Origin of the sequence: Tolumonas lignilytica (genome assembly GCF_000527035.1) — a bacterium.
Taxonomy (GTDB): domain Bacteria; phylum Pseudomonadota; class Gammaproteobacteria; order Enterobacterales; family Aeromonadaceae; genus Tolumonas; species Tolumonas lignilytica.
The window spans coordinates 697,923-722,452 of the sequence record NZ_AZUK01000001.1 but is presented as its reverse complement, the minus strand read 5'-3'; the positions used below and the strand labels follow the sequence as shown (position 1 = coordinate 722,452).

Below are 24,530 nucleotides of genomic sequence, written 5' to 3'. Positions count from 1 at the left end.
ATGAGTTTGCAAATAATGGTGCCAGATCTCCCCGAGTCCGTTTCTGACGCAACGGTAGGTACTTGGCATAAAAAGCTTGGTGACATCATCAAAGCGGGTGAGTTGTTGGTGGATCTGGAAACCGACAAGGTTGTATTGGAAGTGCCAGCTCCGCAGGATGGTATTGTCAGTAATATCTTGTTTGAAACAGGCAGCACTGTTCAGGCCAAACAACTATTAGCAGAATTGCAGCCAGCCCCAGCCAGTGGTGAAGAAACCAAAGCCAAGCCAGCGGAAGCGGTTGCCGATGCGGGAAACTCGCATGACATTCTGACTCCTTCTGTGCGCCGGATATTGGCAGAAGAAGAGGTGGATCCTGCCAATTTACATGGTTCTGGCCGGGGTGGTCGTATTACCCGTCAGGATGTGCTCGAACATCTTTCCCGCCAGGAAAGTGAGCAAACCACTGTGGGCGACATTGCCGCTGTTGAGGCAGTCGATTCCTCATTCAGTTCCCGTGAAGAAAAACGGGTGCCGATGACCCGACTGAGAAAACGGATCGCAGAACGGTTGCTGGAAGCTAAAAATACGACGGCTATGTTGACTACGTTTAATGAAGTCAACATGCAGCCGATCATGAAAATCCGCAGCAAATATCAGGAACAGTTTGAAAAACGCCATGGTATCAAGCTTGGATTCATGTCGTTTTATGTCAAAGCGGTCAGTGAGGCATTAAAAAGATATCCTGAAGTGAATGCATCTATTGATGGGAATGATATTCTTTATCACAATTATTTTGATATCAGCATTGCAGTTTCTACAGAGCGTGGATTGGTAACCCCAGTTTTGCGTAATTGTGATGAGTTGTCGCTGGCTGACATTGAAAAAGGGATCAAGTCGCTGGCTGATAAAGCACGCGATGGCAAACTGTCGGTTGATGATTTGACCGGCGGTACGTTTACCATCACGAATGGCGGTGTATTTGGTTCCCTGATGTCGACACCGATCATCAATCCTCCTCAAAGCGCTATCTTGGGTATGCATAAAATCCAGGATCGCCCAATGGCTGTGGATGGTCAGGTGGTTATACTTCCAATGATGTACTTGGCTCTGTCTTATGATCACCGTATCATCGATGGCCGGGAATCGGTCGGGTTTCTTGTGCATGTGAAATCATTGCTGGAAGACCCAACCAGACTGCTATTGGATATCTAATAACGAGAGCAGCGTTGTGCTGCTCCCTGAATAACGGACTATTATCATGAATTTGCATGAATATCAGGCCAAGCAATTATTTGCTGACTACGGTCTGCCTGTGCCTCCCGGTGTTCCTTGTTCCTCAGCGAATGAAGCCGTTGCGGCGACGAAGACATTAGGCGGTGAAAAATGGGTTGCCAAGTGTCAGGTTCATGCCGGTGGACGGGGTAAGGCCGGTGGGGTCAAAGTCGTTTCCTCTGAGCAGGACGTCCGTGCGTTTGCCGAACACTGGTTAGGCAAACGTCTGGTCACTTATCAAACCGATGCCAATGGTCAACCGGTCAACACCATTCTGGTCGAAGCCTGCGGTAACATCGCCAAAGAACTTTATCTCGGTGCCGTGGTCGATCGCAGTACCCGCCGCGTGGTATTTATGGCCTCCACCGAAGGTGGCATGGACATCGAAACCGTGGCCCACAACACGCCGGAACTGATCCACAAAGCGACGTTAGATCCGCTGACTGGCCCGCAAGCCTATCAGGCGCGTGAACTGGGCTTCAAGCTGGGTTTGAATGCCGACCAACTGAAACAGTTCACCAAGATCTTCTTAGGCTTAGGCAAGATGTTCACCGAGTGTGATTTGTCGCTGCTGGAAATCAATCCGCTGGTGATCACCGGTGAGGGCAACCTGCTGTGCCTTGACGGTAAAATCAATATCGACAGCAATGCCTTGTATCGTCAGCCAAAACTGAAAGCCTGGAACGACGAAACCCAGGACGATCCTCGCGAAGTGGAAGCGGCCCACTGGGATCTGAATTACGTCGCTCTGGATGGCAGCATCGGCTGTATGGTCAATGGTGCTGGGCTTGCGATGGGCACGATGGACATCATCAAACACCACGGCGGCTTCCCGGCTAACTTCCTCGATGTCGGTGGTGGTGCGACCAAAGAGCGCGTGACCGAAGCGTTTAAACTGATCCTCTCTGACTGCAAAGTAAAAGCGGTGCTGGTCAATATCTTCGGTGGTATCGTGCGTTGCGACCTGATCGCTGACGGCATCATCGGTGCTGTTGAAGAAGTCGGTGTGAAAGTGCCAGTGGTGGTGCGTCTGGAAGGGAACAATGCCGAGCTGGGTTCACAGCGTCTGGCCGATAGCGGATTGAATATTATTGCCGCCACCAGTCTGACCGATGCGGCAGTGCAGGTGGTTAAAGCAGCGGAGGCCATGGCATGAGCGTTTTGATCAACAAAGAGACCAAAGTCATTTGCCAGGGTTTCACTGGTTCACAAGGTACCTTCCATTCTGAACAGGCCATTGCCTACGGTACCCAGATGGTCGGTGGTGTCTCACCGGGTAAAGGCGGTTCGACCCATTTAGGCTTGCCGGTATTTAACACCGTGCGTGATGCCGTTGAAACAACCGGTGCTACCGCGTCAGTCATCTACGTTCCGGCACCATTTTGCAAAGATGCCATTCTGGAAGCGATTGATGCGGGCATTCAGCTGATTGTCTGCATTACCGAAGGCATTCCGACGCTGGATATGCTGCAGGTGAAATGCCGTCTGGAAGAGACCGGAGTGCGCATGATTGGTCCGAACTGTCCGGGCGTGATCACACCGGGTGAATGCAAGATCGGCATCATGCCGGGGCACATTCATCTGCCGGGTAAAGTGGGCATTGTTTCCCGTTCCGGTACGCTGACGTATGAAGCGGTGAAACAGACGACGGATGCCGGGTTTGGTCAGTCGACCTGTGTCGGTATTGGCGGTGATCCGATCCCGGGTTCCAACTTCATCGACATTCTGACTCTGTTCCAGAATGACCCGCAGACCGAAGCGATCGTGATGATCGGTGAGATTGGGGGCACGGCGGAAGAAGAGGCAGCGGCGTTTATCAAAGCCAATGTCACCAAACCGGTAGTTTCCTATATTGCGGGTGTGACTGCGCCAGCGGGAAAACGCATGGGCCATGCCGGGGCGATCATTGCTGGTGGTAAAGGTACCGCGGCCGAGAAGTTTGCGGCACTGGAAGAAGCCGGTGTGAAAACCGTGCGTTCACTGGCTGATATTGCAGCGGGTTTACGTGAAGTGACTGGCTGGAAATAAAACATCAGCGATAAGTTATAGGTAAAAGAAAAGCGCCATTAGGCGCTTTTCTTGTTTCTGAGCTAAGACAGAGAAATTAAGCAGCAAAATTTTTCGCAGCAAAATCCCAGTTAACCAGAGCCCAGAACGCTTCCATATATTTTGGACGCAGGTTACGGAAGTCGATGTAATAAGCGTGCTCCCAGACGTCAACAGTCAGAACTGGGGTGACGCCATCGGTCAGTGGGCAACCGGCGTTAGAGGTGTTTTGCAGAGCCAGTGAACCATCGGCTTTCTTCACCAGCCAAGTCCAGCCTGAGCCAAAGTTGGTAACTGCAGATTTAGTGAATTCTTCTTTGAATTTTTCAAAAGAACCGAAAGTGGCAACAATTGCTGCGGCCAGATCGCCAGTTGGCTCGCCACCTGCGTTTGGTGCTAAACAGTTCCAGTAAAAAGTGTGATTCCAAACTTGAGCCGCATTGTTGAAAATACCGCCTGTAGCCGTTTTCACGATCTCTTCCAGTGATTTATTTTCAAACTCAGTACCTGGAACCAGATTGTTCAGGTTTACCACATAGGTGTTGTGGTGTTTACCGTAATGGTATTCCAGAGTTTCTTGAGAGATATGGGGTTCCAGTGCGTTTTTTTCGTAAGGCAGAGCTGGTAATTCAAAAGCCATTGCAAATTCTCCTCTTTGATTAGGGTCTATGTGGTCAGACCTTCTTGCTAAATTGATTTATAGCAAATTTTATCGCTTATATACTACATATTGTTGTAAAAAATTTAACATTTTACTTACGTCAGTTAAAAAATAGTGGCATTGTCTGACCAACTGGGTGTGATAACCCTATAAAAGGTAGCGTTGTTAAGCGGTACTGTTAGAGTAAAATCAACCGCGTGCAGTTATGAGGAGCAACCATGGATACTATTGAAAAAATCAAACAGCAAATCGCAGAAAACCCAATCCTGTTGTATATGAAAGGCTCACCTAAGCTGCCTAGCTGTGGTTTTTCATCACAGGCATCACAGGCGCTGATGGCATGTGGCGTACCATTTGCCTATGTGGATATCTTGCAGAACCCGGATATTCGTGCTGAGTTGCCAAAATATGCAAACTGGCCAACCTTTCCTCAACTGTGGGTGGAAGGGGAGTTGATCGGTGGTTGTGACATTATGTTGGAAATGTTCCAGCAAGGTGAATTGCAAACGCTGTTAAAAGAAGCGCACAGCCGTCAGCAAGCTGCTGCTGAATAATAACAACGGGAGCAATGGCTGGCTCCTGTTGATTAAGTTAACAAATTGCGGCTGATTTTATGGTACTTAGCTATTAACCGTCATCCGCGTTTGTTATGATTTCTCAGTATTAACTGAACTAAGGCCAAAAACGTGTTTAAGGCTCAAAGCCCGGCAGGGCTCGCTGAAGAATACATCATCAAATCAATCTGGAATCATCGTTATGCTCCAGGATCAATCCTGCCGGCAGAACGTGAGTTATCTGAGTTGATTGGTGTGACCAGAACAACGCTGCGGGAAGTATTACAGCGTCTGGCACGTGATGGCTGGTTGACCATACAGCATGGTAAGCCTACCCGTGTAAATAATTTCTGGGAAACATCCAGCCTGAACATTCTGGATACGCTGGCTAAATTGGAGCAGGAAAAACTGCCTCAGTTAGTGGAACAGCTATTTTCTGCACGAACCAATATCAGTGTTATCTTCATTCACTCTGCATTGAAACGAGATGCTGAAGCTGTGCTTTCTGTTTTGAGTGCACGGACGAGTCTGGACGATACCGCTGAGGCCTATATTGATTTCGATTATCAGCTTTATCATGTACTAGCTTTGGCATCCGGTAATCCAATCTATGCATTGATTTTTAATGGCTTTAAAAGTCTGTATCGTCGGGTTGGTCGTTATTATTTTACCGATCCAGCAGCACGCGTATTAGCGATGAAGTTTTATGACGAATTGGCTGTGATAGCTGAGAAAGGTCAGTTGGATGTCGCTCGGGCTATCGTCCGTCAGTATGGCGTTGATTCCGCAAAAATATGGCAAGAGCTTAGAAAGGATCTGGGTAGTTCAACAGTTTTTGAAGGATAAAAAGCACTGGATAGCCATCAACCCCGATGTCCATCAACAGTAACTGACGCTCCATTCCATTTTATTCCATACTTTTCTGATACTCATTTCCCCGTAATTTCACAAGAAGACATAACTTCTGAACAGGCGGCTCTGGTTATGTATCTTCATCATCATTAAACAAATTACTTGCCTTCTTTTGTTTTGCTAATGATAATTACTATCATTATTATCTGAATCGCTATTACATCGTTCTCATTTTAAGGATAGTTGTATGTCAAAAACAGTTACTCGTCGTATTGCTTTGGTTGGTGCACTCTTTTTGTCTGGTTCTGCTCCCTTGTGGGCTGCTGATGCAGTTTTGACACTGACTCTGAAAGACCACAAGTTTTCACCCGCTGAACCGACTATTCCTGCAAATACCCGGGTGAAAGTGACGATTAAAAATCTTGATCCCACTCCTGCTGAATTTGAAAGCCATCAATTTAAGGCGGAGCGTTTGATCCCGGGGGGAAAAGAGGCAAGTCTTTTTATTGGCCCACTGAAGCCCGGTAAATATCAATTTAACGATGAGTACCACGAAGACGTTTCAAAGACTTATTTGATTGTGAAGTAAGAAAAAGGAACGCATATGCTGTCGACTGCACTGATTGTTTTCCGAGAAATATTGGAAGCTGCGTTAATCATTTCGATCGTTTTAGCTGCGACCAAAGCCGTCCCGAAAAGGAGCTGGTGGGTTAGTTTAGGTGTGGTTGGCGGCATTATTGGTGCCTGTCTGGTTGCCTTTTTTGCTGATGTTATTTCATCTTGGGCATCAGGAATGGGGCAGGATGTGTTTAATGCCTCGGTAATGTTTATTGCCGTTGTCATGCTAACGTGGCACAGCGTTTGGATGAGTAAACATGGGCGGGAAATGGCTCATCAACTTAATCAGGTCGCAGACGCCATATCCAGCGGAAGTCGCCCGCTGACAGGGTTGGCGATTGTTGTCGGGGTTGCCGTGATCCGAGAAGGTTCGGAAGCTGTTTTGTTTTTGTATGGTATTGCAGCGGGGGAATCGGGTCAGCTTTCTCAAATGATTGTCGGTGGATTATTGGGGCTGGCCGGCGGAATTGCGGTTGGTGTCGCCATGTATTTGGGGTTATTACAAATTGCGGCACATAAATTATTTGGGGTCACGAACGTATTAATTATGTTGCTGGCGGCAGGCATGGCAAGTCAGGGTGCCGGGTTCTTGGTGTCAGCTGATTTTCTCCCTACGCTGGGTGATACGGTTTGGGATAGTTCATGGTTACTCAGTGATTCAAGTGTCATAGGCAAGATGCTGCATACCCTGGTTGGTTATACCGCTCAACCAGAGGGCATACAGATCATATTTTATGTGGTGACCCTAGGCGCTATTCTGACTCTGACACGGATCAGTCAGCACTCAGAAAAATCAGATGTATCACCTAAGCATGTACACAAACAAAATGCGTAAGTGGTACAACAAGATCTAATAGGTATACATCACGGCAAACGAAACTTCAGAGCTGTCTTGCCGGAACACAATCGGGCTATCTGACACCTTATCGCTTAGATGGGTGAAGCCGAGGTTCAGATCCGTACTCCAATGCGGGGTAAACTGATGAAGCCAATCAAAAGAGAGTGATTGGCCATAGATGCCTCCGGCAACGGAATATTCATGATAGCCCGAATTGATACTTTGTTCAGCGTTAACGCCATAATGGATATTGGTATATCGTTGTCCACTGAGTAAAAGATCGCCCTCAAATGCAATTGTGTCCGTTTTGGTTTGCATCAGACCGCCTTTTGCAGAGAATTGATAACGAACCCCTTGATTGTCAGTTAGCGGAATAGTTGTCATGAATTCTGTCGCTAACCAAGGCGCAAATTGGTAACCCAGCGTCAATGAGGTGGTTGCCGTTGCTTTAATTCCCCCCATGCCTTTCAGTTTGTCGGAACCGTCCTGCCAGTTTGAATTATGATCAGCTCGCCCGAGATCATAGCCAATGATATGTTCAAAATATAATTTGTCGGAGAATTGCAAATCATATCCGGCGCCTCGGGTTGAATCGAAGAAAAAAGCGCCCTGATTTGCTTGAATGAGGGGAAGGGCCGTCCATTTGTCTTCATCAGAACCACTGTACTTTGGTGCATTCTGTATGTACCCCCCCATCGTTACTGACCGTGAGTGGGTATCTTTGACCGGATCATCTGCCTGTGCACTGAAATTGTATCCACCAGCCACTATTCCTGCGGCATATATAAAATAAGTTCTGATTATCATGATACCTTTGAATTCCATTGCACTGGCAAACCGGAATTTTGTCATATGTTTGGCGTGTACTGTAGATTGAAACTAGAAGTGCTGACAAGCAATGCCTGTCACGGGAGATAAAATCACTTGATTACTTCAACTATACTTGTAGTATCGAATAATTAAATTAGGTAAACCCCCCGGCTTTGCCGGGGGATATTTACAATTAAAGAGACTAATCAGTCAAAATATTAGGGAAAATAGCGCATGAGTGAGGTAACTCGAAAGCTTTCATTTTTGGACAGATATCTGACGGTCTGGATTTTTGCTGCGATGGCTCTGGGTGTCTGTGTTGGTTTTCTCGTACCGGGAGTAGATAAGTTCATTAACAGTTTTCAGGTCGGCACTACCAATATTCCTATTGCTGCCGGTTTGATCCTGATGATGTATCCTCCTTTTGCCAAGGTTCGTTATGAGGAGTTACCGGATGTGTTCCGCGATAGAAAGGTATTGAATCTATCGTTGATCCAAAATTGGCTCGTTGGGCCAGTGTTAATGTTCGCGTTAGCCATCATTTTTTTGCATGACAAACCGGAATATATGGTCGGGCTCATCATGATTGGTCTGGCTCGTTGTATTGCGATGGTGATTGTCTGGAATGAGCTGGCGAAAGGCTCAACAGAATATGCAGCGGGTCTAGTTGCTTTCAACTCGATTTTTCAGGTGCTGTTTTTTAGTGCGTACGCCTGGTTTTTTGTGACTGTTCTGCCTCCGATTTTCGGTTTATCCGGTTCTGTTGTTGACATCTCTATTGCTCAAATCGCGAAGAGTGTCTTCATTTATTTGGGCATTCCATGTGTCGCGGGAGTATTGACCCGTGCCATCATGCTGCGGTTCGTTTCCAAAGAGTGGTATCACTCTCACTTCGTGCCTAAGATTGGCCCACTGACACTGGTTGCACTGCTGTTTACCATTGTGGTGATGTTTAGTTTGAAGGGAAAACTGATTGTTACGCTTCCATTTGATGTGGTGCGTATCGCGATCCCGCTGCTGATTTATTTTATCGGCATGTTTTTGATTTCGTTTTTCATGTGTAAACGCCTGGGGGCGAGCTATGAAAAGAGTGCAACACTCTCTTTTACCGCAGCCAGTAATAACTTTGAACTCGCGATTGCTGTCGCTGTTGCTGTGTATGGGATCAATTCCGGTGCTGCCTTTGCTGCTGTGATTGGGCCTTTGGTTGAAGTGCCTGTAATGATTGCTCTGGTGAATGTTTCACTGTGGATCAGACGAACATATTTCATTTCGGCCTGAATGAAAATGGTTACACAATCAGTTTTGAACCACTATTAATGGGAGTTTCTGTTTATTATGCATCCGTTTGATATTCTCACTTTAGACAATGGCACAAGACTGATTTTTACTCCGTGTCCTGGAACGAAAGGAGTTCCGCTGTCTGAGTCATTACATTCGTTGAGAGATGCGGGTGCTCAGGCTGTCATTACCATGATGACGACGGAAGAACTGCATGAACATCAGGTTGACACAATTCCTCTGATTTGTAATGAATTTGGGATGGCTTGGTATCATCTTCCTGTAGAAGATAGTTGTGCACCAGAACAGCCCTTTGTAGAGGCATTTTCACACCAGAAAACCATGTTGATGGATTTGGTCAAGTCTGGCACTACAATCGCTATTCATTGCCATGGCGGTACAGGCCGAACAGGGTTAATGGCTGCTATTTTGATGCTGGAGTTAGGATATGCGCCAGCTCAAGTTAAGGCGCAGATTCAACAAATCCGCCCTAAAGCACTGACCTCTCCAGTTCAGGTGAATTACCTGATCCAGCATTATTCATATGCCATAATCTGACTAAGATTGATTGAAAAGAAGAGCATACCCCATATGCCAGAAAGCACCGGGCTTCCACCATGCATGTTAAATGCTTGGCACGAGAATGAAGACGAACTGAAGCACTGGTTGCTGCGTCAACTGGCGAATCCGGAACTGGCTGCGGATTCGCTGCATGACGTTTTTATAAAAATGCATGTGCAGGGGAAAGCATTCTGCAATATCAGTAATCCAAGAGCCTGGCTATTTCAGGTGGCACGGAACCATCTGATTGATACCTATCGAAAAGATAAAAGGCTGCTGCCATTACCCGATGATCTTGAGGTGATCAGCGATACAGATGTGATTGCGACGGTTGATGAACTGACACAATGTTTACCACGCGTACTCAGTGAACTTTCCGCTGAAGATAGTGACATTATTCAGTGTTGTGATATCGAAGGGATGACCTTGCAAGATTATGCCGATGCGCATCAGCTCACGTTGGTGGCAGCAAAATCCAGGGTTCAGCGAGCCAGAAAGCGTTTGCGTGAGAACATGATCCAAAAATGTCAGGTGATTCTCGATGAACGTGGTTCAGTCTGTTGCTTTACTCCTCGAACATAATGTCGTCATTCTGTAATACCGATATTGCTACTCATCATTAACAATCGCATTTCAGATAATATTTTCACTCTTTTTCCGGATATTCCTGCATCTTTTTTATGTCGTTACCGTCTTCTATATTAAGAACAATGAAAGAATGTGTATGCGAGTAAAAGATGAATGTTGTTATGCCGTTAAGAGTCTTTTCACAAAAACACCCGCTAGCATTTTTATGGATTGCAGGCGCGATCTGGCTGGGGTTGTATCAGTTATTGATCCCGCTGTCTGAATCTTTGGTGTCTGTTCTCCCTGTCGATAGAAATAGTCATTTAGGCGGGGCGCTTCAGTTCTTTTTTTACGATACCCCGAAAGTATTAATGTTGTTAACGGGCATCGTTTTCATCATGGGGATGATCAACTCGTATTTCACGCCAGAGCGAACCCGATCATTGCTGGCGAGGCGCGGAGAAGGGATGGCCAATGTAATGGCAGCCTGTCTGGGTATAGTGACCCCCTTCTGTTCTTGTTCTGCCGTTCCTCTTTTTATCGGGTTTGTTCAAGCCGGAGTGCCATTAGGTGTGACTTTCTCGTTCCTGATTTCGGCACCGATGGTGAATGAGGTCGCGCTGACCTTACTGTTTGGTCTGTTCGGTTGGAAAACCGCCTTGCTGTATATGAGCCTCGGACTCACCGTGGCGATTGTATCGGGTTGGATCATTGGTCGCCTCAAAATGGAAAATCATCTGGAAGACTGGGTGCGAGACATTCCGAGAACAGAAGCCAATGTAGGTGATGATGCTTTAACGCTGGCTGAGCGTTCCTCGAGTGGCTGGAATGCAGTCCGAGACATTGTTGGCAAAGTGTGGCCCTACATTTTAGTTGGGATTGCCATTGGCGCAGTGATTCACGGTTATGTTCCTGAGGATTTCATGGCCTCCTTTATGGGGAAAGATGCTTGGTGGTCTGTGCCTCTGGCCATAGTAATCGGGGTGCCGATGTATACCAATGCGGCGGGTGTGATTCCAATAGTACAGGCGTTATTGGCTAAAGGGGCTGCACTCGGCACAGTATTAGCGTTTATGATGAGTGTTATCGGTCTATCACTTCCGGAAACCATTATTTTGCGGAAGGTGCTCAAAATGAAATTAATAGTCACGTTCGTTGGTGTTGTCGCCAGCGGGATCATGTTAGTGGGTTATGTTTTTAACGCGTTTCTCTGATTGATTTAACGAAGGAGTAGGTATGAAAAATATCAAGGTGCTTGGTTCTGGATGTACCAATTGTAAAACGACAGTGCGCTTGATTGAGGAGGCAGCTACAGAATGCGGGGTAGATATTCAGCTGGAAAAAGTGGAGGAAATTCGAGATATCGTTAGTTACGGTGTTTTATCGACGCCCGGTGTGATTGTGGACGGTCAGATTGTTCACACAGGTGGTATTCCATCTAAAGAAAAGATTAGAGAATGGCTAACGATTAATTAGTGAAACACAGAAAGGGCGGCGGCCTGATAAGCCGCATCTCGGCACTCAAGTCATTCGCTTCGGCTGCTTCCTTCCGGACCTGACCGGGTTCACGAACTATTGATGCGAGAGGACCCACCAGGCCGCCATCACAGAAACGCGCTGATACTATCAGACCTTAGCGAAATTGCAATAACAGCCTGCAAATAATTAGCTGAATATACAACGTTTTACTTACTGATGGAGATCGTTTTAGAGACTAATTGTCCTTGAATTCCATCGACATACATACGTTCCAGCGTTTCGCGCTGAGACATACTTTCAACACCTTCGGCAATAACAACACACCCTAAACGATGAGATATTTCAACAATCATCCGAATAAATTGCTGGCTGGCACTGTCGCGTTCAATCGCATCAATTAAGCCTGAATCTAATTTGATGTAGTCAGGGCGTAACTCACGGTATAAACGAAATGAGCCTAATCCGCGACCAAATTTAGAGATACAAGAACGGCTGCCGACACGACGTAACATTTCAAACATGCGAATGCTCGCAGCCAGATGACAATCTAAAATTTCTTCATCAATTTCAAAAACTAAATTTGGTGCAATACTCTGTTCCTTTAACAAGATACGTTCTAGCCAAATCATAAAAGAAGAATTAAATAAGGCGTTTGCACTTAAATTCAGTCCCCAGCGAGACAGATTTTCGGAATGAGTTTTATGTTGTTGAAGCAACGCTTCGACCACCAATTCCTCTAGTTTACTCATAATACCGTGACGCATTGCCATGGCATAAACTGTTTCACTCGGAAGTGGTTGCTGATTTTGCCCAATGAAGCGCGGAATAATCTGGATATAATTACTGATTGCCATATTCAGCGGCTGGATCGCCTGACCTGCAAAACTAATGCTATGTGATTCAATAATGTATTGAATTACATGACGCCAATGGCTTTCGCCCTGGAATACGTCATCCGCATCTTCTTCTTGCAAATACCAGCCATTAACGACACTGGTTTGTGCTTTGGCGAGGGCTAAATCAGCTCTGGTTAGGGGGTTTTCCGGTAGTTGTCCTGGCCGTACGAAGGTAATGCCTGTGTATGCCGCACTTTCCATCGACATTTGTAATTGAAAATTATCAAAGAGTTGCTTTAATTCTTTTCCTAAAATAGGGGCCAGCGATGTGGTTGCATTGGGAATCAGAATGGCGTAGTCACTACTGGAGAGTCTGTAGATATAATTAGTTGAAAATCGATGGCCGATGTATTGCACTATTTCTGCAACAGCTAATAAATATTGATCACCTGCGATCCGACCTCGTTGATGGTTAATGGTCGCTAATTCCGTAGATCTGATTAAACATAAACAGGCCTGTTCTGACTGATTTTCTCGTTGTAAAAATTCCGTTAAGTCTTTGCGAAAAGCACTTCGATTTTGCAGGCTGGTTAGATTGTCCTGTAATGCCTTGTGTTCCAATTCGGAATTAATTTTCTTTATTTTATCAATATGTTCGTTTAAGACGTTCTGGCTTTGCTGAAATGCCGCAGCCAACACAGGAAAAGTATCGGATAGTGTCTGATTCGCTAATAATTCTGAGGCTATCTGCATTTCTGCTTTTTTCTGAAGAGATTGAATGCGCCAGTGCAGAACCAGCAATGCAACAAGTATTACGCAATCTGACACTATCAGTTGTTCTAGACTGGCATTAAACCAGATGGAGAGGACAACCGAATTTATGACTAAAGAAATTAACGATAAAATACATAACGATAACCATTGCCTGCGATAAATGTTGAGTGTTTTCATCCATGGCTCCTGTTTATTATGTCCAGATATTTGTCATCTGTTCTCTTATAGCATAAACAATACTTCGCACCTTGCTGTTATGTTTTCGGTATAACGACTATAACGTATAGATCTGTGTGCTCTAAGTAGCAAAATAGAAGAATTCTATTGAGTAGGCACAGATTCGTGATCTCTCGAATGGAACTTGTTTCATTTAGAGAACATTATAGTTTAGTTGTTGCAATGGATTGATAATGAACTAGCTCGCTCCATTTGGCAACCAAACGTGTCTTTTAGTTGTTATCACGGGAGGTGTTTATGGTTTCAGTAGATCCGCAAGGTATGACCCAAGCCAGAGAGGCAATAAATCAAACACTGGCACTGGTTCTGGCGGGAGGAAGAGGCAGTCGGTTAAAGCAACTGACCGATAATAGAGCAAAACCAGCGGTGCATTTCGGCGGTAAATTTCGAATTATAGATTTTGCACTTTCTAATTGTATTAATTCCGGTATTTCTCGTGTTGGTGTGGTTACACAATACAAATCACACAGCCTTCTTCGTCATATTCAGGCCGGATGGTCTTTCCTGCGTTATCAAATGAATGAATTTATCGATTTGCTGCCAGCACAACAACGGTTGGATGAAGTGAATTGGTATCGCGGTACAGCAGATGCTGTCTATCAAAACGTGGATATTATCCGCGACTATACACCTAAGTATGTTTTGGTGCTTGCTGGTGACCATGTCTATAAAATGGACTACGCCAGCATGTTGCTTGATCATGTGCGCTTGGGTGCCAAAGTGACTGTAGCCTGTATCGAAGTTCCAAAATCGGAAGCAACTGCTTTCGGTGTTATGGATATTGATGATAATCGTCAGATCACGCAATTCGTTGAGAAACCGGCTAATCCGCCAACAATTCCAGGAAATCCTGAAGTGTCTCTGGCTTCAATGGGGGTCTATGTCTTTGACGCGGATTATTTATACCAATTGTTAGAGGAAGATCAGTTGGATGAAGGTTCTCGTCGTGACTTTGGGATGGACATCATTCCTAAAGTTGTGCAGCAGGGGATCGCTTATGCACATCCTTTCAGCATGTCTTGTGTGGGTTGTAAAGACCATGAACAAGGTAGCGATAAACAATGCTACTGGCGTGATGTGGGAACCGTCGATTCATTCTGGGAAGCAAATATGGATCTGGCTTCTGTGGTTCCGGAGCTGGATGTTTATGATGAAAGTTGGCCAATCTGGACGAATCAACGTCAGTTGCCACCGGCTAAATTTGTTCAGGACTACATGGGGCAGTCAGGTAGCACGCTGAATTCTGTTATTTCTGGTGGTTGTATTGTCAGTGGTTCAATCATTCATAACTCAGTGCTGTTTTCTGGCGTTCGGGTACATTCAGGATGCACCCTAGACGGGGCGGTTATATTCCCTGATGTCATCATCGGTCGTGGTGCACGTTTACGAAAAGTGATCATCGATAAACACTGCGATATTCCAGCGGGCATGATCATTGGTGAGAATCCGGCTGAAGATGCAAGACGTTTCCACCGCAGCGACAATGGTGTGGTTTTGGTGACTCGTTCTATGCTGGATAAATTAAAAGAATAATAACGATGTAAATCATTATAAAAAGGGCCGTTTTTACGGCCCTTTTGTTTTTTGTACTGCGAAATGGTTATTTGGTTTCGACGGTGATAATTGACGATGTCGGTGATGTTTTATGTGGTGCATGTGGATGCCACCCCATAAATGCAAGCAGTATGGCAAAACCAACTGAATAACTAAAAGCGACATGCCAGCCATGACGAAGCCAATTCCCAACAGAACGCGCTTGAGGATACATATTGGATATAGCCACTCCAGCAGAAGAACCAAACCACAGCATGGAACCGCCAAATCCAACGGCATAAGCCAGAACGCCCCAATCATAGCCACCTTGTTCCAGGCATAGTTTGGTCAGTGGAATGTTATCAAAGACAGCAGAGACAAAACCCAGTATTAATGCGGTAGACCAAGAAGCTGGTGGCAGCTCGTTAACAGGCATTAAGGATGCGCAAGTCACCAGTGATACCAGGAATATGGTGCCACTGAATGCATTTTTAAGCTCACTCCACGGTGTGTCGACAAATAAAGAGCCGACAAGAATGGCAAGCCAGACACCCAAGGCTGGAAAGTCAAAAAGATAGTTGGTAATGATGGCTGAAATCAGGATCAAACCAACCACTAACAGTCTTTTATAATCAACCGTGATCCCTGATGGGGCATCTTTAATGATTTGTTGATGTTTATCCTGCTGGAAAGCAGCAATGACACCGCAGATGATTAAGGCACAAACAGCAGCGATATAGGCATGTAAAATATGAAGTGGATTTACTCCATCGATCCACATCAGAGTGGTGGTGGTATCACCCACAACAGAACCAGACCCCCCTGCATTACTGGCAGCAACAATAGCGGCAATAAAACCGATATGCACTTTGCCTTTGAATACGACATGCGCGATGGCTCCGCCAATCATTGCTGCTGCTATATTGTCCAGAAATGCAGAGATGATAAAAATCAGAATCAGCAGAACAAACCCGCCTTTCCAGTCATCTGGCAGGTATTTGGGCAAAATATCGGGTAGTCTGGATTCTTCAAAGTGTTTAGCCAGGATACCGAATCCGAAAAGTAAACCAATGAGATTGAGCATGATTCGCCATTCCCCTTCATGTTGAGCATTTCCCAGTAAATGCTCAATCAATGAAAAATCAGGGACGAAAAACCATTTTGCACAGAGCAGGGATACTAACCCGATGAGGGCGACCCACATAGTGAAGTCATGTAATAGGGCAACACAAACCAAAATCACCGCAAAAATAAAAAATTCCAAACGGATACCTGCAATGGCTGGCATCCCTTGAAGTTCACTTGCTAGAGCAAAATGTGGCATTAAAGCTGAACTAAAAATCAGCAATATCAAAGGCCAGAGCCTTACATTTTTCATAAAACTATACTTTCCACTCGTTTTTACAGGCTCTTAGGCGTAATCACATCGATTACTGCTGAGTAATGATCCAGTGTTGAAATGCTTTACGTGTTTGTGGATCTGCTCGGTTATACCAGTATTTCAGCATTTCAAAAGATTGCAGGTTTTTATCACCGGTAATGTTGTTTTTCAGATCGGCTGGTTTTCCGTTAACAGATACCGAACCATCTTCATGAATAACAGGCTGTTGGAAGGCTTTGCCCAGTGCTAGCAGCTCTTCTTGATAATCGCGACCGATTTGCAAACCTTCTTTTTTCGGCAACAGGAAGATGTTCGCTTCTTTAACTGCTTTCGTGTTGCGATCAATTAAATGCAGGTTTTGAGCTTTTAGGAAATTTTTTGCTTCATAAGATGAAGTTATAAATGGTAAGTCGAATGACAAATGCTCTTGTCCATTCGTTTTAAAATTCACAACAAGCGGCTCGCCACTAACCAGATCAATCGTGCTTTTGGTACTGTAATTGCCTTCAAATCGAATGACTAACTGGTGTTCTCCCGCTGCCAGTTGGATATCCGAGTCATTTCCTTTATAAGATTTGCCGTCAACAAGGTAAGTGACATAAGGGCGAGGCAGCGAGACGCTGGTATCAGCTAGAGCTGGAATGGAGACTAGCAGCGATATGACGCTGATGATCGGAAATAACCACGGGGTAAGCTTTGCTCTCATAAGTGTTCCTTGATTAATCGAAGATGACCGCTGTAATCGCATTCTAAACTTCTGGCGGTTTAGAGCAATAGTAGATGAAAGCGATGAGACTCGTATGGATTTTTTATTTCCTTTTTTTATGTGCGTAATATCACTTAAAATATTCTATTGGTGCGCGTGTTTTATTTCTTATATATAAGAAAATGCAAATTTTACAATTTTTTGCACTGGCTTGGTGACCAAAAAAAGACATTTGCACCAATAAATGGAGAATGTTTGGATTGCCGTATAAAGTGTTGATGTCATCACATTTTCTTGTTAGATTCACAAAGAGGTAACACTTATGTGTTGCCGCACAGGGAAATAAAAAAAGACTCAGTGTTTAATTACAGTAGGCATTTAATTATGAAAAAAACAATCCTGGCAGTAGTAACTTCCTCTCTGTTTGCTGCATCTGCCAATGCAGCTGTTGTATATGATAAAGACGGTCAACAAGTAGACATCTACGGTCGTATGGAATATGACGCCGGTCAGATGAGCTTCAAAACCAGCAATGCTCAAGACGTTAAAAACTTTGGTGGTGACGGTTCTGCTCGTTTAGGCGTAAACGGCAAATGGGCTACTGGTTCAGATGTTAGCCTGATTGGTAAACTGGAATATCAGTTAGCTGGTGAAGGTAATGATTCTTTCAGTTCATCAGATACCACTACTACTACCTTCACTGATCGTTATGCTTTCATTGGTGCTGACTTCGGTAACGGTATTCAGGCGACTGTTGGTCAACAAGACAGCGCGTATGCTGAACTGAAAGATGTGACTGATACTTTCAACTACTTCGACGGTGAAGACGAAGATCAGTTTGGTAATGGTCGTTGGGCTGATTCTTACAAAGTTACTTATGCTGCTGACGGTTGGGATCTGCGTGCAAACGTTGCTTTCTCTGATACCAACAAAGATCCTAGCGCTGCTACTACCTACTACAAACGCGAATCTGCACTGGCAGCCGGTTATACATTCAAACTGGATGACGTGCAAAGCCTGAAAGCTGTGTTGGCTTACCAAGCGGCTACTCAGCACACAACTACCGCTGATAACTCAACTGACTCACAATATGCACTGGGTCTGGGTTACACCTATGACGCATTCTACTTAGGTTCAACCTACGGTCAGCGTAAACACGATGTTGCTGGTTACAAAGATGACATCTGGACTGCAACTGCTTCTTACAAAGTGCTGCCAGAAGTTACTGCATACACCAACTATGAAATCGTAGATCCGCACAATGCAGCCGGTAAAGCTGCTGCAACTTCACCAAGTGGCGAAAACGGTGAATTCTATGTATTTGGTTCTGAATACGACTTCACTGCAAAAGCGAAAGCCTATGCTGAATTCAAACTGAACCGCGTTGCTGGTTATGACAACCAATACGTTGTTGGTATGCAATACAACTTCTAATGTGCGACGAGACTCGTACGAGTCCTAGTTGAATCTTTGATTTAACTAGGATAGGATGGTCGAGAGTCGCGTCTCGGCCATCTCCCTTACCTTCTCGGCAGTTTGTTATGAAGGGCCCAAGCGGGTGCTGCCAACAACAAAAACTGTGCATCATGCACATACTACAATCTGGGTAAATGTAGAAAGCCTTTACTGACAAGTCTGATCTGAAAGTTTTTTTTTCAGTGAGCAGGAAGGGGCCATACAGCACAACATTAAATCGTTGCGTCCGGCTACTTGTTACTTCAACTTGCACGTTGAGTGTCCACCAAAACACACCAAGGGATAGATCTATCTACTTCTTTGGGTGACTAGTTTCAGTCATAGTAAACTAGTCCAACGGCATCCTCGTGATGAAAGAACTCCTCTGTCCCCTCGAAGATGGAACAAATCTGACCATCCACATTCAATCTATGGTCTATACCATGTCCAGACTTGACGTTTGTTGTACGCGTCTGTCAACGGCCAAATAGCATTTGAATGCCAATATAAACAAGGGAAATGACAGCTAAGTCATTCTTTTAACTCGTACGCGCAAGCTGTGTATGCGATTGTTCCGCCCACTCTTTGCTTCTTATTAGGAAGAATGGACATGGGAACCCGTCGTTCAGCCGACGGTAGCCTACGACTAAGGCATGTTGAGTAATCGACTTGTCTGAAGCAGTCCGACAATGTACTCACCCGCAAGGGCCTACTTCCCGTGAGGGGATAGGAGATTCTGCCAGCATCAGGTGGATGAGGGGCTAGGCTAGCTCGCTAAGGTGAACATAAGTGAACCACTAATAAACCTCGTTATTGTAATCCGGCGCAAGATGCTGATACGCCGAAGCCAAAACGGTACATAGCCGGTTGATCCTCTATTAGATGGGGTCACGCTGACATAACGGCTATCGGGGAAAAGGTGGCACCTAAGGCAATGAGCAATCATTCGTATACACGGAACTCGGCAACCCCGTTGCTGCGCCCGTAGCAATATCCCGTGGGCAGGTAAACCGTAAGGTGAACTGATGTAGTAGCGGGCAAGGGAAGTGGGAAGAAGCAAACGCCGATCGTAACGGATCGGATAGCGGTCAACATGCCGCACCTGAAAAGGGAGCTGACGTCCCATTGGTCTTCAACTGCGTGATGGCGTGTAAAGCGTCCAACGTGACTTCAAGAAAGATGAGAGAAGGTGCTGCAACACCTCCTCTCGATACCCTTACGGGGCGACAAGCTCTCCCCGTAAGGGGAAAGATCTGTTTGCTCCGCTGGGGTGCTTTCTAACACAAAGCACTTCGGAGGATAGCAAGATGAGTGCAGTCAAACCAGCGGCGCAAGCTGCAACTCTGGCCGTACCTGCATCCTCACACCCGACTGACTGGCACAGTATCAACTGGCGTCAGGTACATCGGCAGGTGAGGGGGCTACAGGTTCGGATCGCAGAGGCAACTAAGCACCAACAATGGCGACGAGTGAAACAATTACAACGCCTGTTAGTGCGCTCGTTTGCAGCGCGTGCATTGGCTGTGAAACGAGTTACCGAAAATCGAGGTAAACGGACTGCCGGGGTAGATGGGGAAATTTGGAGTACTCCCAACTGCAAATGGCAAGCCATAGGAAGACTGACGCGAACAGGGTATCACCCTCGGCCGCTCAGACGGGTATATATCCCGAAAAGTAACGGTAAACGCCGTCCACTTGGTATACCAACCATGACGGATCGAGCAATGCAGGCACTTTATCTGCTAGCGCTAGAACCGGTGGCGGAAACTACGGGAGACCCAAACTCATATGGCTTTCGACCTCATAGATCTACCGCTGACGCGATAGCACAATGTTTCACCGTGCTAGCTAAATCGGACAGAGCCCAATGGGTACTGGAAGGTGATATAAAGGGGTTCTTTGACAATATCAGCCATGAATGGATCATTAAACATGTCCCACTGGACAGGCAAGTGATTCGTAAATGGCTAAAATCCGGGTACATGGAGAAAGGCAGACTGTTTGATACTAATGCTGGCACACCACAAGGTGGGATTATCTCACCGGTTATTGCCAACATGGTGTTAGACGGATTGGAGAATAAATTGCTGACGTTGGCGAAAAACCAGTATCAGCAACGCAAACTTCAACTCAACTATGTGCGTTACGCAGACGACTTTATTGTTACTGGCTGCTCCAAAGAGCTCCTAGAAACAATAGTAAAACCGTGTATTGAATCATTTCTCAAAATACGGGGAGTAGAGTTATCAGCGGAAAAAACGCTAATTACACACATAGATGATGGGTTTGACTTTCTTGGGCAGAACGTCCGTAAGTACAACGGTAAGTTACTGATCAAACCAAGTAAGAAGAACGTCTTGACGTTCTTGAACAAGGTCAGAGAAGTACTTCGTTGTAACAAAATGGCTCCTGCCTGGTTGATAGTTCAGCACCTGAATCCGAAAATTCGAGGATGGACTAACTATCACAGGCATGTGGTGTCATCGGAAGTGTTCTCTTATATCGATCATCAAATCTGGCAAATGCTATGGAGATGGTCAAAACGCAGACACCACAACAAATCACGTTGTTGGATAGCTGAAAAGTATTTCGGCAGTCGAGACAACAGGAGTTGGGTGTTTTGCGGAGAAAACCCGGAGGAGGGGATGAACTATTTGGTGCAAGCCAACGAAACAGTCATCAAGCGGCATGTGAAGGTAAAAAGCGGGGCTAATCCTTACGATCAAGAGTATGAGCACTACTTTGAATTGCGACAACAGCAACGGTTCAAAGAGAATCGACTCTGGTTTTATAAGCTACGGCTTATCGGGGAGCGGCAAGGGCATCGCTGTCCACTATGTGGGCAACCGTTTCGGGACGATGAGGAGTGGGATCTCCACCACCTTATCTACCAGATTCGGGGTGGTGGTGATGAAGCTGAAAACCTGATTATGTTGCACCCAAATTGTCACCGGCAATACCATGCCAAAATGGATGGTAATAAAGCTGATACCGATCTTGAATCGGTGTTTATGAAGGCTTGAGCCGGATGCTGGGAAACTAGCAAGTCCGGTTCTTAGGGGGGGAAGACGCGGTAACGTAACTTCTCTACCCAACTTCGTCTGAAATTAGTTGATTGTTGTGAAGCCGCCTTCGGGCGGCTTTATTTTTGTGCGTTTAAAACCACATCCCGAGTTCAAACATTGCATTCAATTGGCAGGCTGATAACCTACACGTTTTGATTTTATCTTCTGAAACTCACGACCATGAACCGTACTACACTAGATTTCATTAAATCCTGTATCGCTACTATTCCTGATTACCCGAAACCGGGCATCCTGTTTCGGGATGTGACCAGTTTAGTTGAACACCCTCAGGGATTCCGTCAGACCATTGAACTGCTGAAAGAACACTATCAGTCTATGTCATTTGATAAGGTGGTGGGCACTGAGGCGCGCGGCTTCATTTTTGGTGCTCCACTGGCTTATGCATTAGGGTTGGGTTTTGTTCCGGTACGTAAACCGGGGAAATTACCGCGCTCTGTGTTGGAACAAAGCTATCAGTTGGAATATGGTGAAGATTGTTTGCAAATGCATTGTGATGCCATCAAGCCCGGTGAAAAAATTCTGGTGGTTGACGATTTGCTGGCAACCGGCGGCACGGTTGAAGCGACGATCAAGATGATCCGTCAGGCGGGTGGTATTGTTGAACATGCGGCTTTTGTGATTTCATTGCCTGACTTGGGCGGCGAAGAACGATTGACGGCAATGGGTGTTAACGTTCTTAAACTGGTTGATTTTCCCGGACATTGATCCGTAAACAGGCAGATATGGCATATCAGGTTCTTGCACGTAAATGGCGCCCGCGTAACTTTCATGAAGTGATGGGGCAACAACATGTTTTACAGGCACTTTCAAATGCCTTGGATCAAGGCCGGTTACACCATGCCTATCTGTTTAGCGGCACGCGCGGAGTCGGGAAAACAACGATCGCGCGTATTCTTGCCAAATGTTTGAACTGCGAAACAGGCATCACCTCTCGGCCTTGTGGTCAGTGCAGTGCCTGTAAGGAGATCGAACAGGGTAATTTTGTTGATTTGTTGGAAATTGATGCGGCCTCGCGTACGAAAGTCGAAGATACCCGTGATCTGCTGGATAATGTGCAATACAAACCAGCCCGTGGCCGTTTCAAAATCTATCTGATTGATGAAGTGCATATGCTGTCTCGCCATAGCTTTAATGCACTGCTGAAAACATTGGAAGAACCGCCGGAGCATGTAAAATTTTTGCTGGCGACGACTGATCCCCAGAAGTTGCCTGTCACTATTCTTTCCCGTTGTCTGCAATTCCACCTTAAGGCATTAACCCGTCAGCAAATTATCGATCAGCTGCAACGAGTTCTGCAGGCTGAACAGTTAACGTTTGAGCCGGAAGCGTTGGGTCTGCTGGCTAAAGCCGCACAAGGCAGTATGCGAGATGCTCTGAGTTTAAGTGATCAAGCCATCGCGTATGGCAACGGAATATTGCATGCCGATACAGTGCAGCAAATGCTGGGGACATTAGATCATCGACAATTGCATCAGCTTTTGTCGTTGCTGGCAGCCCGCAATGGTGCAGCATTGATGCAACAAATTGGCGAGTTGGCTGAACTGGCTCCTGATTATGATCAATTACATATTGAATTGGCGAGCCTGTTACATCGCACGGCCATGTGGCAACTGCTGGGACAGCACACCGAGCCAGGTGCGGAGGACGTGCAAGCACTGCAGCAGTTGGCTGAGCAATTGCCTCCGGAGGAAATTCAACTCTATTATCAGATAGCACTGACAGGGCGGAAAGAATTGCCTCTGGCCCCTGATGGTCGTAGTGCTTTAGAGATGACTTTCTTGCGGATGCTGGCTTTTGCGCCGCGTGAGGGTACCCAGACTTATTCTCAGCCTGTTATTTCTCCCGTCAGGACAAAAGAGCCCGCACAATCAGCACCTGTATCTCAGACTGCTGTAACAATGCCGTCTCTGAGTGCTGCGGTACCAGAAATTACACAACCGATGGTTGATGATGATTTGGCTATGCAAGCCAAATTACGTCAGGAACAAGCGGAGTTGATGGCTCAGGCTGAACAGCAAATGCCAGCAAGGGCTCCGTCGATGAATCAGGAGTCGGCGAATTCTTCAGTTGCTCCTGTGATGCCAGAATCAGAGCGCTCACAGTCAGGGGTGCAAGATATTTTGCGCTTGCGAAATCAGTTACGCAGTCGGCGCCAGCAGGCCGAGAATCAAACTGAAAGTCATATTACCCCCGTGGTTGCTCCGGTTCGGCAACCACAGACTCCGGTTTCTGCGGTTGCTGATTCAAGCCATGAGGTTGCGAGACAACCTGATACCATTGTTCTGCCGAATGGTGGTAATCTGCCTCCATCCGCACAGGATGATCTGCCGCCTTGGGAATTGCCCCCGTTAGATGCTTATCAGGATTCGTTTATTCCTGCTGATAATCCGACAGCTATGGTCGCGGCAGCGCCACCATCGCGTACAGTTCCGCCCCGTCAGATAAATACTGTGCCTGCGATGGCAACAACTGTCACCACAGCGCCGACAGCCCGTTTGCCTGAGCTGGATGAAAATGACGATTCGGTATGGCGTAGTAATGAGCTGTTGTTGCGCAGTCAGGATGCATGGGCACAAACTGTGGCTCAGTTGCCTGTTGGTGGTCGGGTTCGACAACTGGCCATGCAAGCTATCGTAACGTCTCAAGAGCCCGATCGCTGGCATTTACAAATTCGCAATGAAGCCCGGCATCTCGCTCAATCGCGTATTGTTCAGGAGCTGGCGGAAGCACTTTCCGCGACATTACCTCAACCTATTAATGTTCAGGTTGAACCGGTCGCGCAACTTTCATTGCCTTGCCCAGCAGAGATTGAACAGCAAGAGCGTGTTCGGTTACAGCAAGATGCTGAATTGTTATTCCAGTCAGATCCTAACGTACAGTTTTTGCAGCAACGGTTTGGTGCCACGCTGGATGATGGTAGTATTCAACCACTAAAAATAGAAACCACCGCTTCTGGTCATGAAGCGGATTGAAATCATAACCAGATAGAGATTAGTGAGGA

22 protein-coding genes and 1 other RNA gene are annotated in these 24,530 nt (G+C 46.1%); 17 read left to right on the top strand and 6 right to left on the bottom strand.

Annotated features, from left to right (window positions below; all coding sequences use genetic code 11):
• From odhB to sucD, 3 genes are read left to right on the top strand one after another with little or no spacing between them, the layout of a single operon-like run.
• Positions 1–1,194: a 2-oxoglutarate dehydrogenase complex dihydrolipoyllysine-residue succinyltransferase gene (gene odhB / locus H027_RS0103340; RefSeq protein ID WP_024871122.1), complete on the top strand. Its 1,194-nt coding sequence runs from the start codon at positions 1–3 to the stop codon at positions 1,192–1,194.
• Positions 1,195–1,240: 46 nt separating this feature from the next.
• Positions 1,241–2,410, top strand: a complete 1,170-nt coding sequence (sucC, locus tag H027_RS0103335; protein ID WP_024871121.1) for an ADP-forming succinate--CoA ligase subunit beta — start codon at positions 1,241–1,243, stop codon at positions 2,408–2,410.
• Complete coding sequence (gene sucD / locus H027_RS0103330; protein ID WP_024871120.1) at positions 2,407–3,282, top strand: succinate--CoA ligase subunit alpha; 876 nt, start codon at positions 2,407–2,409, stop codon at positions 3,280–3,282. Before sucC ends, sucD begins: the two co-directional genes overlap by 4 nt.
• A 76-nt stretch (positions 3,283–3,358) precedes the next feature.
• Here sucD and sodB read toward each other — a convergent pair whose 3' ends face one another.
• A complete protein-coding gene (sodB, locus tag H027_RS0103325; protein ID WP_024871119.1) occupies positions 3,359–3,940 on the bottom strand; it encodes a superoxide dismutase [Fe] in 582 nt (193 codons plus the stop codon).
• 239 nt (positions 3,941–4,179) lie between these two features.
• On the opposite strand from sodB, the gene H027_RS0103320 reads away from it, so the two are divergent.
• The 4 genes from H027_RS0103320 to H027_RS0103305 all read left to right on the top strand — a co-directional run bounded on the left by H027_RS0103320 (position 4,180) and on the right by H027_RS0103305 (position 6,820).
• Positions 4,180–4,515 (top strand): Grx4 family monothiol glutaredoxin, encoded by a 336-nt coding sequence (locus H027_RS0103320; protein WP_024871118.1) that lies wholly within the window; start codon positions 4,180–4,182, stop codon positions 4,513–4,515.
• Positions 4,516–4,647: 132 nt separating this feature from the next.
• Entirely contained in the window at positions 4,648–5,361 is a 714-nt protein-coding gene (gene fadR, locus H027_RS0103315; protein ID WP_024871117.1) for a fatty acid metabolism transcriptional regulator FadR, read from the top strand.
• Positions 5,362–5,614: 253 nt separating this feature from the next.
• A complete protein-coding gene (locus tag H027_RS0103310) occupies positions 5,615–5,956 on the top strand; it encodes a cupredoxin domain-containing protein (protein WP_024871116.1) in 342 nt (113 codons plus the stop codon).
• Between the two features lie 15 nt (positions 5,957–5,971).
• Positions 5,972–6,820, top strand: coding sequence for an FTR1 family iron permease (locus H027_RS0103305; protein ID WP_024871115.1), 849 nt, complete (start codon positions 5,972–5,974; stop codon positions 6,818–6,820).
• Positions 6,821–6,835: 15 nt separating this feature from the next.
• On the opposite strand, the gene H027_RS0103300 is transcribed toward H027_RS0103305, so the two are convergent.
• On the bottom strand, positions 6,836–7,630 hold the full coding sequence (locus H027_RS0103300; RefSeq protein ID WP_024871114.1) for a MipA/OmpV family protein: 795 nt from the start codon (positions 7,628–7,630) through the stop codon (positions 6,836–6,838).
• A gap of 237 nt (positions 7,631–7,867) precedes the next feature.
• Between H027_RS0103300 and arsB the strand changes: the two genes are divergently transcribed.
• The 5 genes from arsB to H027_RS0103275 all read left to right on the top strand — a co-directional run bounded on the left by arsB (position 7,868) and on the right by H027_RS0103275 (position 11,518).
• Entirely contained in the window at positions 7,868–8,914 is a 1,047-nt protein-coding gene (gene arsB / locus H027_RS0103295; RefSeq protein WP_024871113.1) for an ACR3 family arsenite efflux transporter, read from the top strand.
• A 57-nt stretch (positions 8,915–8,971) separates the two neighbouring features.
• Positions 8,972–9,472, top strand: coding sequence for a phosphatase domain-containing protein (locus tag H027_RS0103290; protein WP_081741363.1), 501 nt, complete (start codon positions 8,972–8,974; stop codon positions 9,470–9,472).
• 33 nt (positions 9,473–9,505) lie between these two features.
• On the top strand, positions 9,506–10,057 hold the full coding sequence (locus H027_RS0103285) for a sigma-70 family RNA polymerase sigma factor (protein WP_024871111.1): 552 nt from the start codon (positions 9,506–9,508) through the stop codon (positions 10,055–10,057).
• 167 nt (positions 10,058–10,224) lie between these two features.
• Complete coding sequence (locus H027_RS0103280) at positions 10,225–11,256, top strand: permease (protein WP_237657921.1); 1,032 nt, start codon at positions 10,225–10,227, stop codon at positions 11,254–11,256.
• Positions 11,257–11,278: 22 nt separating this feature from the next.
• Positions 11,279–11,518 (top strand): thioredoxin family protein, encoded by a 240-nt coding sequence (locus tag H027_RS0103275; RefSeq protein ID WP_024871109.1) that lies wholly within the window; start codon positions 11,279–11,281, stop codon positions 11,516–11,518.
• A gap of 22 nt (positions 11,519–11,540) precedes the next feature.
• On the opposite strand, the gene ffs is transcribed toward H027_RS0103275, so the two are convergent.
• An RNA gene (gene ffs, locus H027_RS18630) (signal recognition particle sRNA small type) lies at positions 11,541–11,637 on the bottom strand.
• 90 nt (positions 11,638–11,727) lie between these two features.
• Positions 11,728–13,308, bottom strand: coding sequence for an EAL domain-containing protein (locus H027_RS0103270; protein ID WP_024871108.1), 1,581 nt, complete (start codon positions 13,306–13,308; stop codon positions 11,728–11,730).
• 297 nt (positions 13,309–13,605) lie between these two features.
• Here H027_RS0103270 and glgC point away from each other — a divergent pair, with 297 nt between their 5' ends.
• Positions 13,606–14,901, top strand: coding sequence for a glucose-1-phosphate adenylyltransferase (gene glgC / locus H027_RS0103265; protein ID WP_024871107.1), 1,296 nt, complete (start codon positions 13,606–13,608; stop codon positions 14,899–14,901).
• Between the two features lie 67 nt (positions 14,902–14,968).
• On the opposite strand, the gene H027_RS0103260 is transcribed toward glgC, so the two are convergent.
• Positions 14,969–16,189, bottom strand: coding sequence for a transporter permease (locus H027_RS0103260; RefSeq protein WP_024871106.1), 1,221 nt, complete (start codon positions 16,187–16,189; stop codon positions 14,969–14,971).
• 142 nt (positions 16,190–16,331) lie between these two features.
• Positions 16,332–17,030: a DUF2057 domain-containing protein gene (locus H027_RS0103255; RefSeq protein WP_081741361.1), complete on the bottom strand. Its 699-nt coding sequence runs from the start codon at positions 17,028–17,030 to the stop codon at positions 16,332–16,334.
• Positions 17,031–17,372: 342 nt separating this feature from the next.
• Here H027_RS0103255 and H027_RS0103250 point away from each other — a divergent pair, with 342 nt between their 5' ends.
• The 4 genes from H027_RS0103250 (at position 17,373) to dnaX (ending at position 24,501) form a co-directional block, all read left to right on the top strand.
• Positions 17,373–18,422: a porin gene (locus H027_RS0103250; protein WP_024871104.1), complete on the top strand. Its 1,050-nt coding sequence runs from the start codon at positions 17,373–17,375 to the stop codon at positions 18,420–18,422.
• 1,328 nt (positions 18,423–19,750) lie between these two features.
• Positions 19,751–21,466 carry a group II intron reverse transcriptase/maturase gene (gene ltrA / locus H027_RS0103245; protein WP_024871103.1) on the top strand — a complete coding sequence of 572 codons (1,716 nt, stop codon included), beginning with the start codon at positions 19,751–19,753 and terminating at the stop codon, positions 21,464–21,466.
• A gap of 222 nt (positions 21,467–21,688) precedes the next feature.
• Entirely contained in the window at positions 21,689–22,234 is a 546-nt protein-coding gene (gene apt / locus H027_RS0103240) for an adenine phosphoribosyltransferase (RefSeq protein ID WP_024871102.1), read from the top strand.
• Positions 22,235–22,251: 17 nt separating this feature from the next.
• The gene (gene dnaX, locus H027_RS0103235; protein ID WP_024871101.1) at positions 22,252–24,501 is read left to right on the top strand and encodes a DNA polymerase III subunit gamma/tau; all 2,250 of its coding nucleotides are present in this window, start codon (positions 22,252–22,254) and stop codon (positions 24,499–24,501) included.
• Positions 24,502–24,530: the final 29 nt, after the last annotated feature.